The organism is Brenneria uluponensis (assembly GCF_032395385.1).
Taxonomy (GTDB): Bacteria; Pseudomonadota; Gammaproteobacteria; order Enterobacterales; family Enterobacteriaceae; genus Prodigiosinella; species Prodigiosinella aquatilis.
This window is the reverse complement of the sequence record NZ_CP135917.1, coordinates 1,762,476-1,778,044: the sequence shown is the minus strand read 5'-3', so window position 1 is coordinate 1,778,044 and position 15,569 is coordinate 1,762,476. Positions and strand designations below refer to the sequence as shown.

Here is a 15,569-nt window from a genome sequence, read left to right as displayed (position 1 = left end):
TAGGAATAATGGAAGTAGTCGTTCTATGGAGGGAGAAATGAAGATATTTTTGGCCACCTTAGGTTCCGCGGGTGATGTTTATCCTTTTATCGCCATTGGCGAGTCACTTATACAAGCCGGTTATGATGTTTATCTTTGTACCAACCCTTTTTTCGAAAAGACTGCACTTGAAAGACATCTAAAATTTATTTCCGTGGGTACCCGTGAAAATTATCTGGCCGCTGTTGACTCCAAACGAATGTGGCATCCGAAATATGCCTATAAAGAAATTTGTCACTTTATGAAGCAACAACAACAACCGCTTTATGATGCGCTGAATAACGTGACAGATGAATCCTCAATTATACTGACCTCTTTATGGGCGTTTTCTGCCAAGATGTTAAGTGAGAAAAAAGGCTGCTGTGTTATTCCCGTCAGAGTCAGCCCTTCAACTTTCATGTCAGCTTATGAAACCGCGCTTCATCGGTATACCGCCAGGTTATCACACTTTCCGATCAGAATCCGTAGAATCGTGCTAGGGCTAATCGAAAGATATATTATCGATCGGGAATTAGCCCCCTATATTAATCAGTTTCGCGTATCTATCGGCTTGCCTAAAATTCATAAAATCCTTACATCCTGGACGCATAAAACAGATTCCAATGTTATTTGTCTTTTCCCAGACTGGTTCGCCGCGCCACAACCTGACTGGCCGCAACATATTAAACAGGTCGGGTTTCCTCTGTTTAATTTATTAGCGCATCAGGAAACCGATGATCTGGACTGTTTTTTTAATGCCAGTAACAAAACCGTCATATTTATGCCAAGCTGGGCACTTAGTGCTAATAATAGCGTGGTAGCCGAGTTAATAGTAAAAGTCAGAAAAAAAGGATTTCAATGCCTTATTATTGGGAAAAAGAATTCACTTTATGACCATGATAAAGGCATTCGTATTGAGAACCACATCAATTTGGAAAAATATCTGCATCGTTGTGTCGCTATTATCCATCACGGCGGTATTGGTACGACCGCGCAATCTTTCTTCGCGGGCATACCTCAACTGATTATCCCCAGCGCATTTGATCAGTTCGACAATGCACGGCGCATCAGCAATCTTAACTGTGGTTTGGCCCTCAGTGAGACAGACGACGCTATCCTTGACGAAAAGCTGGGACGCATTTTATTTGACCGCTCCATCGCCCAACATTGTTGCTGCATAAAAAACCAGTTTCAGGCAAATCAGAATGTGTACGAGCAAATAGTCGCCATCGTGCGTGCCGCACAACTGAATCACAACACCCCGATGGTCTGAAAAACCCGACTTTCCTGAATAACCCAATCCGGTTTGATGCATTTCCGATCATTTTTCATATCATCCAGATTGGGTTCAGTTCACAAAAACCATTCCGCATAAATATTTCCCTCGTAATGCCCTATTTTTTCTCCCGTTAACCGTCAATACTATTTTATACCCCAAATAATTCGAGTTGCAGGAAGGCGGTAAGAGAGTGAATCCCGAGGAGCTTACTCAGGTAAGTGATTCGGGTGAACGAACGCCGCCAACACACCTGCAACTTGAAGTATGACGGGTATAGTCATTTATCTCATCACCCGATGACGACACGCAATAAAAAAGTGCATGCAAATTGCATGACCCATTGGTTGTATATAAAGACAAACACCTTAAATGAAACCAACAGGAGTAATTATGGCTTCAGGAAAAAGGTTTCTGACAGTAAGCCTGGCCGCATTGCTGATCAGTGGAACCGTTCATGCCGCATCTATTCCCGCCGTAGAAGCAAAAAATGGCATGGTTGTCAGTTCACAGCATCTTGCCTCACAAGTGGGCATTGATGTGCTAAAAATGGGCGGAAACGCCATTGATGCAGCTGTCGCAGTTGGTTATGCCCAGGCCGTGGTGAATCCGTGCTGCGGCAACATTGGTGGTGGTGGGTTCATGACTATTCATCTGGCCAATGGCAAGAACACCTTTATTAACTTCCGTGAAACAGCACCCGCAGCGGCAACAGCCAAAATGTATCTGGATGCCGACGGTAACGTGAAGAAAGGTGCCAGCCTGTACGGTTATCTGGCTGCCGGGGTGCCCGGTACCGTACTCGGTCTGGAAACCGCGCGGAAAGAGTATGGCAAGCTAAGCAGGGAACAGGTGATGGCCCCCGCCATCAAACTGGCACGCAAAGGTTTCATCCTGACCCGTTACGATACCGATATTCTGGATACCACTGTCAAGCGTTTCAAACAGGACCCGGAAGCCGCTCGCATTTTCCTGCGTCCTGACGGCAGCCCGTTACAACCAGGTGACCGATTGGTGCAAGCCGATCTGGCCAATACGCTGCAAGCAATTGCCGATCAAGGCCCGGATGCGTTCTATAAGGGGAAAGTACCTCAAATCATCGCCGAGGCAGCCAAAAAAGGCGGTGGAATACTGACATCGGCAGACTTCGCCAATTACAAAGTGACTGAAACCGCGCCAGTCAGTTGTACTTACCGCGGCTACAAATTTATCTCTTCCCCGCCCCCTAGCTCCGGCGGCACCACGATGTGTGAAATACTGAATATTGTTGAGGGTTATGACCTGAAAAGCATGGGTTTCAACTCCGCACAGTCAATACACATTCTGACCGAAGCCATGCGTCATGCCTATATGGACCGCAACACCTATTTGGGTGATCCGGCCTTTGTAAAAAACCCACTCGACCGACTGCTGAGCAAAACCTATGCCGCCGAGATACGCGAAAAAATCAAACCGCAAGACGCCACGCCTTCCACCCAGGTGAAACCCGGGGCAGCGCCGCATGAAAAACTGGAAACCACGCAGTATTCGATTGTCGATAATCAGGGCAACGCCGTCTCCACCACCTACACCATCAATGGCCGTTTCGGTGCGGGAGTCATCGCCCCTGGTACCGGTTTTTTCCTCAACGATGAAATGGATGATTTCACGACCAAGGTCGGGGTGCAAAACCTGTACGGTCTGGTACAAGGGGAGCGCAACGCCATTGCGCCCGGTAAACGTCCGCTGTCGTCCATGAGCCCGTCTCTGGTCACCAAAGACGGTAAAATATTCCTGGTGCTGGGTTCGCCGGGAGGATCGCGGATCATTACCATTACCCTGGAAACCGCACTGAATATCATCGACTACGGTATGGCACCACAAGAAGCGGTGGATGCGCCACGTATTCATCATCAATGGTTACCGGATAAGGTCTATTACGAGCAGCGCGGATTGTCTGCTGATACGCTGAACTTATTGAAAGAACGGGGTTATGACATGGTGGAACAAACACCGTGGGGCGCAGCTGAACTGATTATGGTCGGTCTGCCTGGCGCAGCAGGCGTCTCCTCGGCATCGTCTGGCAATGACGCCGCCGTATCCGGCAAAGTCCGTGAAGGATATTTGTACGGTGCCAACGATTCACGCCGCCCGTCCGGTGCCGCTATTGGTTATTGACGCGCCACACAACACTAACGAAGAGAGTGAAAGCATGGTGATGGAAAAACATTGCTTTTACCCTTCAGAAGCAGAGAAACGCATGGCTATGCATTTGTATGCATAGCCATGTATAGCGTAAAAAACGGGTAACGATGAATATAGCGGAAAGCACCAGTGAAGCGAATACGGGCTCTCCCGGTGCTTTCCCGCTTCAGCGTGTTACTTCAATGGCAGATAGATATCAGTAACCAGTTCTGTTTCCCGCGTTTCCGGAAACAGATTGACATAATGAAAGTAGAGCGGAAAATCCCTCAGTTTCTCACCGCTCTGTGGTAACCAGTCCCGGTACAAGGGGGAAATGCTTTCCCCCAGACGCTGATGTGCGCCATAGTGTCTGACTCTGGCACAACGGCCACCGGGGATCGTTTTGGCGATGACACCCTGAACATTGACTGGGACGTCGGCGGCCACTTCACCACAAATGTCAAAGCGATACAGTGCCGGCTCTGTGGTCTCGGGATTATCGTAGGCAATACCAAACGTCCGGTTGCTGCCTTGCGGCGACAGGCCGCTTTCCCGCCGCCAATTGATAAACCGATCGATGGTATCGTTAAGTTTTTCCATTGGACCACAGTGCTCAAGTGCCGCCACCCGTGTGGTTTTGAAATCAACGATGTCAACCTGCATAATGATTCTCCTTTCCGGTAAACGGAATCGATACACATAATGTCAGGCATCCCCCGTCGGGAGGCCGTTGAAAAGTAGACAGCGGCTGGCCAAAGGTGCTCCTGAATAAACACGTAAACGACTCCAGTATTTTACACCCGACCTCTAGCGCTACATCAATTACTCTGACGCCGCGTTCAAAATCAAGTCAGTTAGTGGCGCGCCGCAGCCGTAGGATATATCCAGAAACGGTGATACCAATACAGTCAGTAAACGTCGGTGAGAGTGTGAAAAAGTAGAAACCCGGCTGAGACACGCCACCGTCATCGGTTCATATAGATGATCTTAGATGCAGTCGAGCACCTTGTCGAAACGCGCGGCATACCGCTGTTGTTGCCCCGCGGTTCACCGCAGCCACTATGCCTGTGCATACTGACAACAACGGCTGACTTCACCGTCAAGGCATGGCGATCCCGCCAGTAAAGCAGTTGATAAAATCGTTCAGCCATTCGGCCTGCATGCCTGGTCGGTGTACCAGATAATAGGCGGCGCCGGTCTTCACCGTGTCGTCAAACGGCATTATCAGCCGCTGTTGCTGAATATCCTCCGCCACCAGCGTGATATCCGCAATGGCAATACCAAACCCTTGAATTGCCGCGCTGATAGCCAAATCCATGGTGTCAAACTGCTGGTTACGACGCATCACCTGCTCGTCGATGGGGTGCGTTTTCAACCATAACCGCCAGTCCCGTTGGTCATAAGTCGGATGCAAAAACGTCAGTCGGCAGAGCGACGCCTGCGTCAGTGTACCCGGCCCGTCAGGCAACAGATGCGGTGCCAGCACCGGCGACAATACTTCATCAAATAATTTGCCGTCATGCTGCTGCGGCGCAACATCCGGCGCGAAAACGATAGCCACATCGAAATCTTCGATGTTGAAATCGACATCATGTTCCGTGGTGGTGGTCAATGACACATGAATATCTGGTCGTTCCTGCTCTATACTCATCAGCCGTGGTACCAGCCAGCGCATCGCACAGGTCGGCGCCTTCATTCGGATAATCCCGTTCTTACGATAGGCGTTATCAGTGGCCGTAAACAGCCGATCAAACGCTTCCCTGATTTCCGGCAACAGTAAACTGCCTTGCTGTGTGAGCCTAAGTCCTCTGGCCTGACGTTGGAACAAGGAAAAACCCAGCCAGGCTTCCAGTGCCGCAATTTGGCGGCTGACCGCGCCTTGCGTGACAAACAGCTCTTCCGCCGCACGGGTAAAATTAAGATGCCGCGCCGTGACCACAAAGGCATGCAGTGCATTAAGAGGAGGCATTCGCTTGTTCATTCGATCCTTTAACCCGGGTCCAGTCATTTATATTTACCGCATAAGCCATGCGTTTTTCTCATGGCTATTATGACAACAATTCGATTGTGGCGACAATACGAGAAACGTCTAATGAGTGAATACTTATTCATTTATAACGGCAAAAATGGAGAACACTATGCCGATTCAAACCCCGGTACAATTCAGCTCTAAATTACCGGATGTAGGTACTACCATCTTCACCGTTATTGGTCAGTTATCCAGTCAACACCATGCCATCAACCTGTCACAAGGTGCGCCCAATTTTCCGTGCTCGCCAAAGTTGATTCACGCGGTCACCCATGCGATGGAGCAAGGTCATAATCAATATGCACCAATGTCCGGGTTGGTGTCGCTGAAAGACATCGTGGCTGAAAAAGTGAAACGGCTTTATGGGCAAACTTATGACGCCGGCAGCGAAATCACGATTACCGCCAGTGCCAGCGAAGGACTGTATGCCAGTATATCGGCGCTGGTGCATCCAGGGGATGAGGTGATCTACTTCGAACCCTCATTTGACAGTTATGCCCCCATTGTCCGGCTGCAAGGGGCCACGCCGGTAGCATTGAAATTGTCCGTGCCGTCATTTTCCATTAACTGGGATGAAGTGCAGGCCGCCATTACTCCGCATACCCGGATGATTATCATCAATACGCCACATAATCCCAGCGGACAGGTATTGAATGCCGAAGACCTGATGCAGCTAGCCAATGTGACCCGCAACACCGATATCGTGGTACTTTCCGATGAAGTGTATGAACACATCGTATTTGACAATCAGGTGCATCACAGCATGGCAACACATAGCGAACTGGCGACTCGCAGCGTGATTGTGTCGTCATTCGGTAAATCCTTCCACGTAACCGGCTGGCGAGTGGGTTTCTGTCTGGCTCCTGCCGATCTGATGAATGAAATCCTGAAGGTACACCAGTTCCTGATGTTTTCCGCCGACACACCGATGCAATACGCGCTGGCGGATTACATGGCTGATCCGGCCACGTATCTGTCACTATCTGCGTTCTATCAACAGAAACGAGATCTAATGGTCGATCAGCTAAACGATGGACCGTTTATATTACTGCCTTCGGCCGGTTCATTTTTTATGCTCGCCAGTTATGCTCATTTCAGTGATGAAAGCGACAATGATATGGTGAAGCGGCTGATTATTGATCATGGTGTTGCCACCATTCCACTGTCGGCGTTCTATGCCGATGGTACGGATAATAAATTGATTCGTTTGTCATTTTCCAAAGATGAAATGACTATCTGCGCCGGTGCAAAGGCTTTGTGCCAGGTGAAATAAAGACGTCTGATAGAAATCCCATATATGTTTCGTTAATTATCGTGTTATTCACCAGAGAGCATCCTAGAAATGAAAAAATTAAGCATATTGCTGTTATCGCTGGGCTTCTTGTCTTCTACTGTGGCATTAGCGCAAACTGAACTACGCTTTGGTCTGGAAGCGGAGTACCCGCCATTTGAAAGTAAAAATGCTCAGGGCCAGTTAGTAGGGTTCGATATCGACTTGGGAAACGCTATCTGTAAAGCCGGAAATTTTAAATGCTCCTGGGTGGAAGGATCATTTGATGCTTTGATCCCAGGGTTAGAGTCCAAGAAATTTGATGCCATCAACTCGGCGATGAACATCACGGATAAACGCAAAGAAGCCATTAATTTCACCAACCCGATTTACCGTATCCCGACCCAGCTTGTCGGCAAGTCGAATGCGGGTCTGACCCCAACGGCGGCAGGGCTAAAAGGTAAAAGCATTGGCGTCTTGCAGGGCTCGATTCAGGAAGTGTTTGCCAAAACTCACTGGGAACCGCAAGGCGTCACCGTTATCTCCTATAAAGATCAGAATCTGGTGTATAACGACCTGACGGTTGGTCGTCTGGATGGTACGCTGGTTATGGCCGCAGCCGGACAATCCGGTTTTCTGGACAAACCCGAAGGCAAAGGTTTTGCGTTTATTGGTCAGCCCATGGAAGACAGCAAAATTCTGGGCAGTGGCATCGGCTTCGGGTTGCGCAAAGGTGATACCACGTTAGCCACCAAACTCAACAATGCCATCAGAAAAGTTCAGACCGATGGTACCGTTGATACACTAGCGAAGAAATACTTCCCCGGCTTTGATGTGCGGGTAAAATAAGTTGTCAATCCGTTCTCTGTACTGAATAGAAATGTCCCAAACGGCGTGTGTGTCTGATGGCGATGTATGCCCGGAATGTCCGGGCATACGCAGGCATAACACCGGGCCTGACAGTTATTCCGTTTTCACCCCATATTCCGCTTTCACTCCACCGCCCAACGCGTTATACAACGTCACCAAATTATCCAGCCGGGTTTGCTCGGTGCTGATCAAAGACTTCCTGGCAGTATAAAGCGTTCGCTGGGAGTCCAGCGCATTGAGGTAAGTATCCACCCCTTCCCGATAACGGTCGTTAGCTAACTGATAACTACGTTGCGCCGAAGCGACATACGCCCGTTGTGCTGCGAGCTGTTCATCTATCGTTCCCTTACGTGCCAACGCATTCGCCACATCCTCGAAAGCTGATTGAATCGTCTTCTCATAGCTAGCGATATAACCTTTTTTCTCTGCTTCGGCATAACGCAATGAAGCCAGATTTGAACCACCATCAAAAATCGGCAGGCTAATACTGGGAGCAAACGACCAGACATGGGCGCCACCACTGAACAATGACGATAACTCACCACTACTTAATCCATTACTGGCAGTCAGACTAATACTGGGGAAAAATGCTGCGCGTGCCGCCCCAATACTGGCATTAGCCGATTTCAGGGTATGTTCGGCCGCTAACACATCAGGACGCTGAAACAAAACATCGGAAGAAATTCCCGCCGCCACTGGTTTGATGGCCGTAGCCAGAGAAGCAAGATTCTGCGGTAACAGTGTCTCCGGTACAGGCTGCCCGACCAGCAGAACAAGTGCATTTTTATCCTGGGCAACACTGGTCATGTAACTGGCGACATCCGAACGTGCCTGCTGATAAGTAGTTTCCGCCTCCGCTACATCCACCCCTGAGGCCACACCGTTACGTTGACGGCTACTGGTTACCTCCATCGACTTCCGAGCACTGATTACCGTCTCCTGCGCCAATGCCAGATTGCTGCGATCGGTGGCCAACGCGATATAGGCAGATGCAGTATCGGCAATCAGCGTCAGCCATGTACTTTTGGCCGTTTCTGCCTGAGAAAGATACGCTTCCAGCTTTTCGCCGGTCAGACTACGGTTTTTACCAAACAAGTCCAATTCAAACGAACTGACGGACAAATCCGCGTTATAACTACTGCTCAACTCGGTGGTGGAGTTCGAGCCAGAGGTCAATGAGCGACTGCGCGTACCATCCACCCCGGCGGTAAGCGAAGGGTACTGCTCCGCTCTCTGAATACCATATTGCGCCCGGGCCGCTTCGATATCCGCCAAAGCCTTGCGTAAATCACGGTTGCTGGTCAACGCCATTTCAATGACCCGCTGCAAGTTGGTATTCACCATGACATTCCGCCAGGGAATATCACTGGCGTTAAGAGCCGCCGGTGATGCCGCCGGATAGGACTGCCCTTTTGGCCAGTTAGCTACCACCGGTAACGCCGGACGCTGATAGTGCGGATCCAGGGAAACGCATCCAGACAGCATCAGGGCACTGCTCAGTAACCAGAATTCATATCGCATTTACGCGTCTCCCTGTTTATCATCCGTCGTTACAACTTTCCCGGCACGACGGGGAAATACGCGTCTGACCAGAACAAAGAACATCGGCACCATAAAGATGGCCAATGCTGTCGCCGTCAATGTACCGCCGACAATACCACTGCCGATGGACACCCGACTATTGGCACCCGCGCCAGTAGCAATGGCCAACGGGAAAACCCCGGCAATAAACGCCAGAGACGTCATTAATACAGGCCGCAAGCGGGTTCGTGCGCCTTCCAGCGCCGCCTCATATAATGTGGCCCCACGTTGATAGGCCGCTTCGGCGAACTCCACAATCAGGATGGCATTTTTTGCCGAAAGGCCGATGGTCGTCAGTAGCGCGACCTGGAAATAGACATCATTTTCCAGCCCACGGAAGGTCGCGGCCAACACAGCGCCCACTATGCCAAGCGGGATAACCAGTATGACTGAGAAAGGAATACTCCAGCTTTCATACAGCGCTGCCAGACAAAGGAATACCACCAGAATGGAGATGCTATATAGCGATACTGCCTGACCGCTGGCTAACCGTTCCTGATAAGACAAGCTGCTCCACGAATATGTGGTGCCCGTCGGTAAGGCTTTCGCCAACACCTGCATTTCATCCATCGCTTCACCAGAACTGACACCCGAAGCACCGCCTCCCTGAATCTCATACGAGGCCAGTCCGTTATAACGCGACAGACTTTCCGGCCCATAAGTCCAGTGGGTAGTGGCGAAGGACGAGAATGGCGTCATCACACTACCACTGCCACGCACGAACCATTTGTACAGATCATCCGGTTTACTGCGGGCATCTTCTTCGCCCTGCATGTATACTTTTTTCACTCTCCCACGATCAATAAAGTCATTAATGTAAGTGCCACCCCAGGCACTGCTCAGCGTGGACGTCACATCGCTTATTGATAGTCCTAACGCTTCAGCCTTCGCGGTATCAATATCCACTTTCAACTGCGGCATCTGCGCCAGATCATTGGGGCGAACCGCCGAAAGTTTGGAATCTTTGGCCGCCGACGCCAGTAGCATGTTACGCAACTGCAACAACTTGTCGCGATCGGTCGTACCGCTTGCCTGCAATTCAAAAGTAAAACCATTGGATTGCCCCAGTCCGTCCACCGCGGGCGGTGTCAGGGCAAAGACTTTGGCGTCGCGGATACTGGAGAATGCTCCCATCGCGCGCTTGGCTATTGCGTCGGCACTGTTCTCCGTTCCTGGACGCTGAGACCAATCGTTCAACGCCACGAATGCCATACCCGCGTTCTGGCCGCTCCCGCTGAAACTAAAGCCGGTAATAACAAAGATGGCCTTGGTATTTTTTTTCTCTTTGGTAAGAAAATAGTGCTCAATCAGCTTACCTACCTTGTCCGTGCGATTTGCTGTCGCCCCTGCCGGCAAGGTGAATTGCACCATCACGCTGCCCTGATCCTCCGTCGGCAGAAAGCCGCCCGGCAAACGCGCAAACAATACTCCCAGCACTATCAGTATCACACCGTACAGTGCCAGATAACGCCACGGACCGCGCAGTATCCGGGAAACTCGTTCGATGTAAGATGACTGCAAACGTCCATACCGCTGGTTAAAGGCGGCAAAAAATCCTCGAGGTGCTGCTATATGCACCACCGGTTTTAACATTGTGGCGCACAATGCTGGCGTCAATATCAAGGCCACCAGTACCGACAGCAGCATGGAAGAAACAATCGTGATGGAGAACTGACGGTAAATCACGCCAGTAGAGCCACCAAAAAAAGCCATCGGCAAAAAGACCGCACTCAGCACCAACGCCACGCCCACCAGTGCACCAGAAATCTCTCGCATGGACTCTTCCGCCGCCGCAACGGGAGACAATCCTTTATCCCGCATCAAACGCTCGACGTTCTCCACCACTATAATGGCATCATCCACCAGCAAACCTATTGCCAGCACCATGCCAAACAGCGTTAGGGTGTTGATGGAATAACCAAACACCGACAACACGCCAAAGGTCCCCAACAACACTACCGGAACCGCAATCGCCGGAATCAGCGTCGCCCGCAGGTTTTGCAGGAAGACAAACATGACAACCACGACCAGCAGAATCGCTTCAAACAGGGTTTTTACCACCTCTTCAATGGAAATTTTGATGAAGTCGGTGCTATCTCGGGGATAGGCCACTTTATAGCCCTGCGGCATGCTACCTTCGAGTTCAGCCACTTTGGCTTTTACCAGCTCCGAGGTACTCAGAGCATTGGCTCCCGGGGCCAGCATGACGGCAATCCCGGCAGCGGGATGTCCATTCAACCGCGTGGTATTACTGTAATCCTCACTTCCCAATTCAACACGTGCTACATCACCTAACCGCACAATGGAGCCGTCAGACTCACTTTTCACCACAATATTCCGAAACTGCTGTGGTGTTTTCAGCCGAGACTGCGCCACTACCGTAGCCGTTAACTGCTGTTCACTGCTGGAAGGCCGGGCACCGATTTTACCAGCAGACACCTGCGTATTTTGTGCTTCAATCGCCGATGAAATATCGGAAGGCATCAGACTATAAGCAGCCAGACGAGCCGGATTCAACCAGATGCGCATAGCATATTGTGAACCGAAGACCTGCACACTCCCCACACCGCTCACGCGGGCAAGAGGATCCTCCAGGTTACTGGCCAAATAATCGGCGATATCCGATGAAGAGCTTTTATCTGTCGTATCATATAATGCGGTGATTAACAAAAAGCTACTCTGCGATTTGGTGACAGTTACCCCTTGTTCTTGTACTTCGGTCGGTAAGCGGCTTTCTGCCTGCTGAACCTTATTCTGTACCTGTACCTGCGCGATATCCGGATCGGTACCTTGCTTAAAGGTAACCGTGATCTTCACTTCGCCATCAGAACTGCTGGAAGAAGAAAAATAGAGCAGACCATCCAGCCCGGTCAGTTGTTGTTCTATAACCTGTGTCACGCTGTTTTCCAGCGTTTGTGCCGAAGCTCCCGTGTATGTGGCCTTAATGGCAATGGATGGCGGGGCAACATCAGGATACTGGGCTATCGGCAGTGTCTGAATAGCCAGCGCCCCGCCCAACATAATGACAATGGCAATCACCCAGGCAAATATCGGTCGGTGAATAAAGAAGCGGGAAAACATACTTAACGATCCCCTGTATTATTGGCTGTCGGTGAGGGTTGTTGAGCAGTCGAACCGTCTTCTACTGCTTGTACTGTATCGCCGGGCGCTACCTTATCGGTACCTTCAATAATCAACCGGTCACCAGCCTTCAGTCCGGAAGTGACTAGCCATTGGTTACCAATAGCCTGCCCGGTAACCACCTGACGCTGTTCGACCTGTTGTTTATCATTCACTACCAGTGCCGTCGCGTTGCCTTTCACATCCCGGGTGATGCCCTGCTGTGGCGCCAGAATCGCTGTGGGATCAACACCCTCTTCCACCGATGCGCGGACAAACATTCCAGGTAACAGGGTTTCCTGTGGATTGGGAAATTCAGCCCGCACCGTTACGGTGCCACTGGATTCATCCACTGACAACTCTGCCAGTTTCAGGATCCCTTTCTGCGCATAGGGTTTATCATTTTCCAATGTCAGTGTTACCGGCGTCTGCGCATTTTTCTGCTGTTCTTTCATTGCCAGTCGCTGACTACTGGACTGAGTTAAGTCAACAAAAATAGGATCGAGCTGGCGAATAGTAGCCAGTGAGGTAGTCTGATCTGCCGTTACCAGCGCCCCGGGAGTCACCGAAGAGATACCGATACGCCCACTGATCGGGGCCTTGATTTTGGTATAAGCCAGATTAATCCGTGCAGTTTCCAGCGATGCTTTTTTTTCCGCCACCGTGGCCACGTCTTCCTCGTAGCTGGCTTGTGCATCATCAGCATCCTGCCGGGAAACACCATCTTCCTTCACCAACCGGGCATAACGTTCAGCTTTCAATTTGGCCGAACGCACCGTAGCCTCTGCGTTTTTCAACGCCGCCACGGCTTGATCATAAGACGCCTGATAACTGGCGGGGTCGATTTGATACAGCACTTGTCCGGCTTTCACCTCACTACCTTCGATAAACAGTCGTTTCTGGATAATTCCATCCACCTGCGGCCGGACATCAGACACCATTGCTGCCGTAACTCGCCCGGTCAATTCGCTGCTCAGCACAACTGGCTGGGTTTTCAGCGTTTTGACCACTACTGTTACCGGAGCATGATCAAACTTTGGGCCGGCTGCACGATCACAACCAACGAGAGAAAGTACCACCAATAAAAGAAATGTTTTACTTTGCATGAAATCATGCCCTAAAATTGAGAATGAACGTTCATTCTTACTATAAGTGAATTTGAGTAAGTCGTCCGATAATGTTCTGTAATGTCCTGTAAACATGGCTGTCTGCAGTAAAGTAAACAAGAAGGTAATGTGCAACCAATACAGAAAAAAGATGACAAAACTCAAGCCAGGCACGATCAAATCATCGCCGCCGCCAGAACCTGTTTTCGCTGCTCTGGTTTTCATGGTGCCAGCATGGCGGAGATCGCCAAACAGGCAAAATTGAGTGTAGGGCAAATTTATCGCTACTTTACCAATAAAGATGCCATTATCGAGGAGATAGTCCAGCATATCGTTGATAAAAAAATCCAGCTATTGATGTCAAATGAAGAAGATCCACACTCATTTATGGCACATACGTTGACAACACGATTACCAGCCAATGAAGGTTTGTCGTATGACGATGACAAGACATTGACACTGGAAGTAACGGCGGAAGCAACTCGGAATCCCCGTATTGCAAATATTCTGCGGGAAGCCGATGCCAAGCTTTTCCACCAGGCAACAACCTTGCTGCAACAACGTTACCCTCAACTTGCACCTGAAAGTATCGCAGCACGAGTAGAATTCATAGCAGTGCTATCAGAAGGGAGCGCCTTTCGATCAATACTCCCGCCAAAAGCACCGATCGCTACGCTAGCCCAGCTCTATCAGCATATCTTTCAGTTAACTTTTCCCGAAGACAATCATTCATGAACAATATCAAGAAGTCCTCCCGACTCGGCTATGCCATCGTGCTGGGAATGTTGGCCGCACTAGGGCCGCTGTGTACCGATTTGTATCTCCCCGCGTTACCCCAGTTAACGACAGAACTGGCAACGTCTGCCTCTCGAGCCCAGCTCAGCCTGACTGCCGGTTTGCTAGGACTCGGTGCTGGCCAACTCATCTTTGGTCCACTCAGTGATACCTTGGGCAGAATGCGCCCATTACTGATCTCGTTGGCACTCTTTCTGGTGACCTCGATGTGGTGCGCACTGGCACAGGATGTCAACCAGTTGATCGTCGCACGTCTCCTCCAGGGGCTCGCAGGCGCGGGCGGTGCCGTACTCTCCCGTGCGGTGGCGCGCGATCTTTATACCGGGCATGAATTGACCCGCTTTTTCGCCCTGCTGATGCTGGTTAATGGTGTCGCACCGATTCTCGCCCCCGTGTTGGGTGGAGCATTGTTGAGTTTGACCGACTGGCGCGGCATTTTTATCGCGTTAGCCGTTATCGCCATCCTGCTGCTGGTACTTTCCGCGCTACGCTTAAGTGAAACACTGCCGCCAGCACGTCGGGTCACCGGGGGGGTTGGTGTAATGCTATCTTCACTGGGCAGTTTGCTCAAAGAACGTGAATTTATGGGATTATGTCTGACACAAGGGTTGTCTGGCGCAGGACTGTTTGCCTATATCGGGGCATCCCCGTTTGTGCTACAGGATATTTATCACCTCAGCCCACAGATGTTCAGCTTGTGCTTTGCCATTAACGGTGTAGGCCTGATTATTGCTGGTCAGCTTTCTGCTGCACTTAGCCCACATTGGGGAGAAACCCGGGTACTGAAACTGGGGCTAAGCATTGCCGTTGTTTCGACAGCCATCCTGTTGATTGCCGGTTATCTGCACGCCCCGTTATTGTGGATATTGGTGCCTCTGTTTTTCGCTGTCATTGTCATCGGATTGATTGGTCCATGCTCGTCAGCCCTGGCGATGCAAGGTCAGGGAAACAAAGCAGGCAGTGCTTCGGCCTTGATTGGACTGAGCATGTTTGCGCTGGGTGCCGTCAGCGTACCGTTGACCGGGTTGACAGGGACATCCGTCTTCTCAATGGCACTGGTTATGATGCTGTGTTACGTACTGGCGATCATGACCTATGTTGGACTAGTCCCAAAATCCAAAAGAAAATAACCAGAATACTGATTTAACAATTACCACCTCCCGAAGAGGTGGTTTAACGCTGACAATCAAATAGCCGGGAAACCAATATCCCGGCTATTCTCTTTTTATATAATTATATTCCCTGATGTGACACACAATTACCTTACAAATAGAACGCTTACTGCTAAAAATATTTCCTTCCGAACAATCATTAATATCACTATCCCCAATAAATGCCGAG

The 15,569-nt window shown here is 50.3% G+C and carries 11 protein-coding genes; 6 read left to right on the top strand and 5 right to left on the bottom strand.

Annotated features, from left to right (window positions below):
- Positions 1 to 37: 37 nt before the first annotated feature.
- Positions 38 to 1,291 carry a glycosyltransferase gene (locus tag RS889_RS08185; protein ID WP_315710186.1) on the top strand — a complete coding sequence of 418 codons (1,254 nt, stop codon included), beginning with the start codon at positions 38 to 40 and terminating at the stop codon, positions 1,289 to 1,291.
- A gap of 396 nt (positions 1,292 to 1,687) precedes the next feature.
- On the top strand, positions 1,688 to 3,451 hold the full coding sequence (gene ggt, locus RS889_RS08180) for a gamma-glutamyltransferase (protein ID WP_315710184.1): 1,764 nt from the start codon (positions 1,688 to 1,690) through the stop codon (positions 3,449 to 3,451).
- A gap of 201 nt (positions 3,452 to 3,652) precedes the next feature.
- Here ggt and RS889_RS08175 read toward each other — a convergent pair whose 3' ends face one another.
- Both RS889_RS08175 and RS889_RS08170 read right to left on the bottom strand, forming a co-directional pair.
- On the bottom strand, positions 3,653 to 4,120 hold the full coding sequence (locus tag RS889_RS08175) for an AraC family transcriptional regulator (RefSeq protein WP_315710183.1): 468 nt from the start codon (positions 4,118 to 4,120) through the stop codon (positions 3,653 to 3,655).
- Between the two features lie 436 nt (positions 4,121 to 4,556).
- On the bottom strand, positions 4,557 to 5,438 hold the full coding sequence (locus tag RS889_RS08170; RefSeq protein WP_315710181.1) for a LysR family transcriptional regulator: 882 nt from the start codon (positions 5,436 to 5,438) through the stop codon (positions 4,557 to 4,559).
- A gap of 157 nt (positions 5,439 to 5,595) precedes the next feature.
- Here RS889_RS08170 and RS889_RS08165 point away from each other — a divergent pair, with 157 nt between their 5' ends.
- Together RS889_RS08165 and RS889_RS08160 are read left to right on the top strand one after the other, a co-directional pair.
- Positions 5,596 to 6,759, top strand: a complete 1,164-nt coding sequence (locus RS889_RS08165) for a methionine aminotransferase (RefSeq protein WP_315710179.1) — start codon at positions 5,596 to 5,598, stop codon at positions 6,757 to 6,759.
- A 69-nt stretch (positions 6,760 to 6,828) separates the two neighbouring features.
- Positions 6,829 to 7,605, top strand: coding sequence for a transporter substrate-binding domain-containing protein (locus RS889_RS08160; protein ID WP_315710178.1), 777 nt, complete (start codon positions 6,829 to 6,831; stop codon positions 7,603 to 7,605).
- 114 nt (positions 7,606 to 7,719) lie between these two features.
- Here RS889_RS08160 and RS889_RS08155 read toward each other — a convergent pair whose 3' ends face one another.
- The 3 genes from RS889_RS08155 to RS889_RS08145 are packed head-to-tail and all read right to left on the bottom strand — an operon-like array spanning position 7,720 to position 13,433.
- On the bottom strand, positions 7,720 to 9,147 hold the full coding sequence (locus RS889_RS08155) for an efflux transporter outer membrane subunit (protein ID WP_315710176.1): 1,428 nt from the start codon (positions 9,145 to 9,147) through the stop codon (positions 7,720 to 7,722).
- Positions 9,148 to 12,288 (bottom strand): efflux RND transporter permease subunit, encoded by a 3,141-nt coding sequence (locus RS889_RS08150; RefSeq protein ID WP_315710174.1) that lies wholly within the window; start codon positions 12,286 to 12,288, stop codon positions 9,148 to 9,150.
- Between the two features lie 2 nt (positions 12,289 to 12,290).
- Positions 12,291 to 13,433: an efflux RND transporter periplasmic adaptor subunit gene (locus RS889_RS08145; protein ID WP_484480295.1), complete on the bottom strand. Its 1,143-nt coding sequence runs from the start codon at positions 13,431 to 13,433 to the stop codon at positions 12,291 to 12,293.
- A gap of 129 nt (positions 13,434 to 13,562) precedes the next feature.
- Here RS889_RS08145 and RS889_RS08140 point away from each other — a divergent pair, with 129 nt between their 5' ends.
- Together RS889_RS08140 and RS889_RS08135 are read left to right on the top strand one after the other, a co-directional pair.
- Entirely contained in the window at positions 13,563 to 14,168 is a 606-nt protein-coding gene (locus RS889_RS08140; protein ID WP_315710171.1) for a TetR/AcrR family transcriptional regulator, read from the top strand.
- Positions 14,165 to 15,358 (top strand): multidrug effflux MFS transporter, encoded by a 1,194-nt coding sequence (locus RS889_RS08135; protein WP_315710170.1) that lies wholly within the window; start codon positions 14,165 to 14,167, stop codon positions 15,356 to 15,358. The genes RS889_RS08140 and RS889_RS08135 overlap by 4 nt, the downstream gene beginning before the upstream one ends.
- The last annotated feature ends 211 nt before the right edge of the window (positions 15,359 to 15,569 follow it).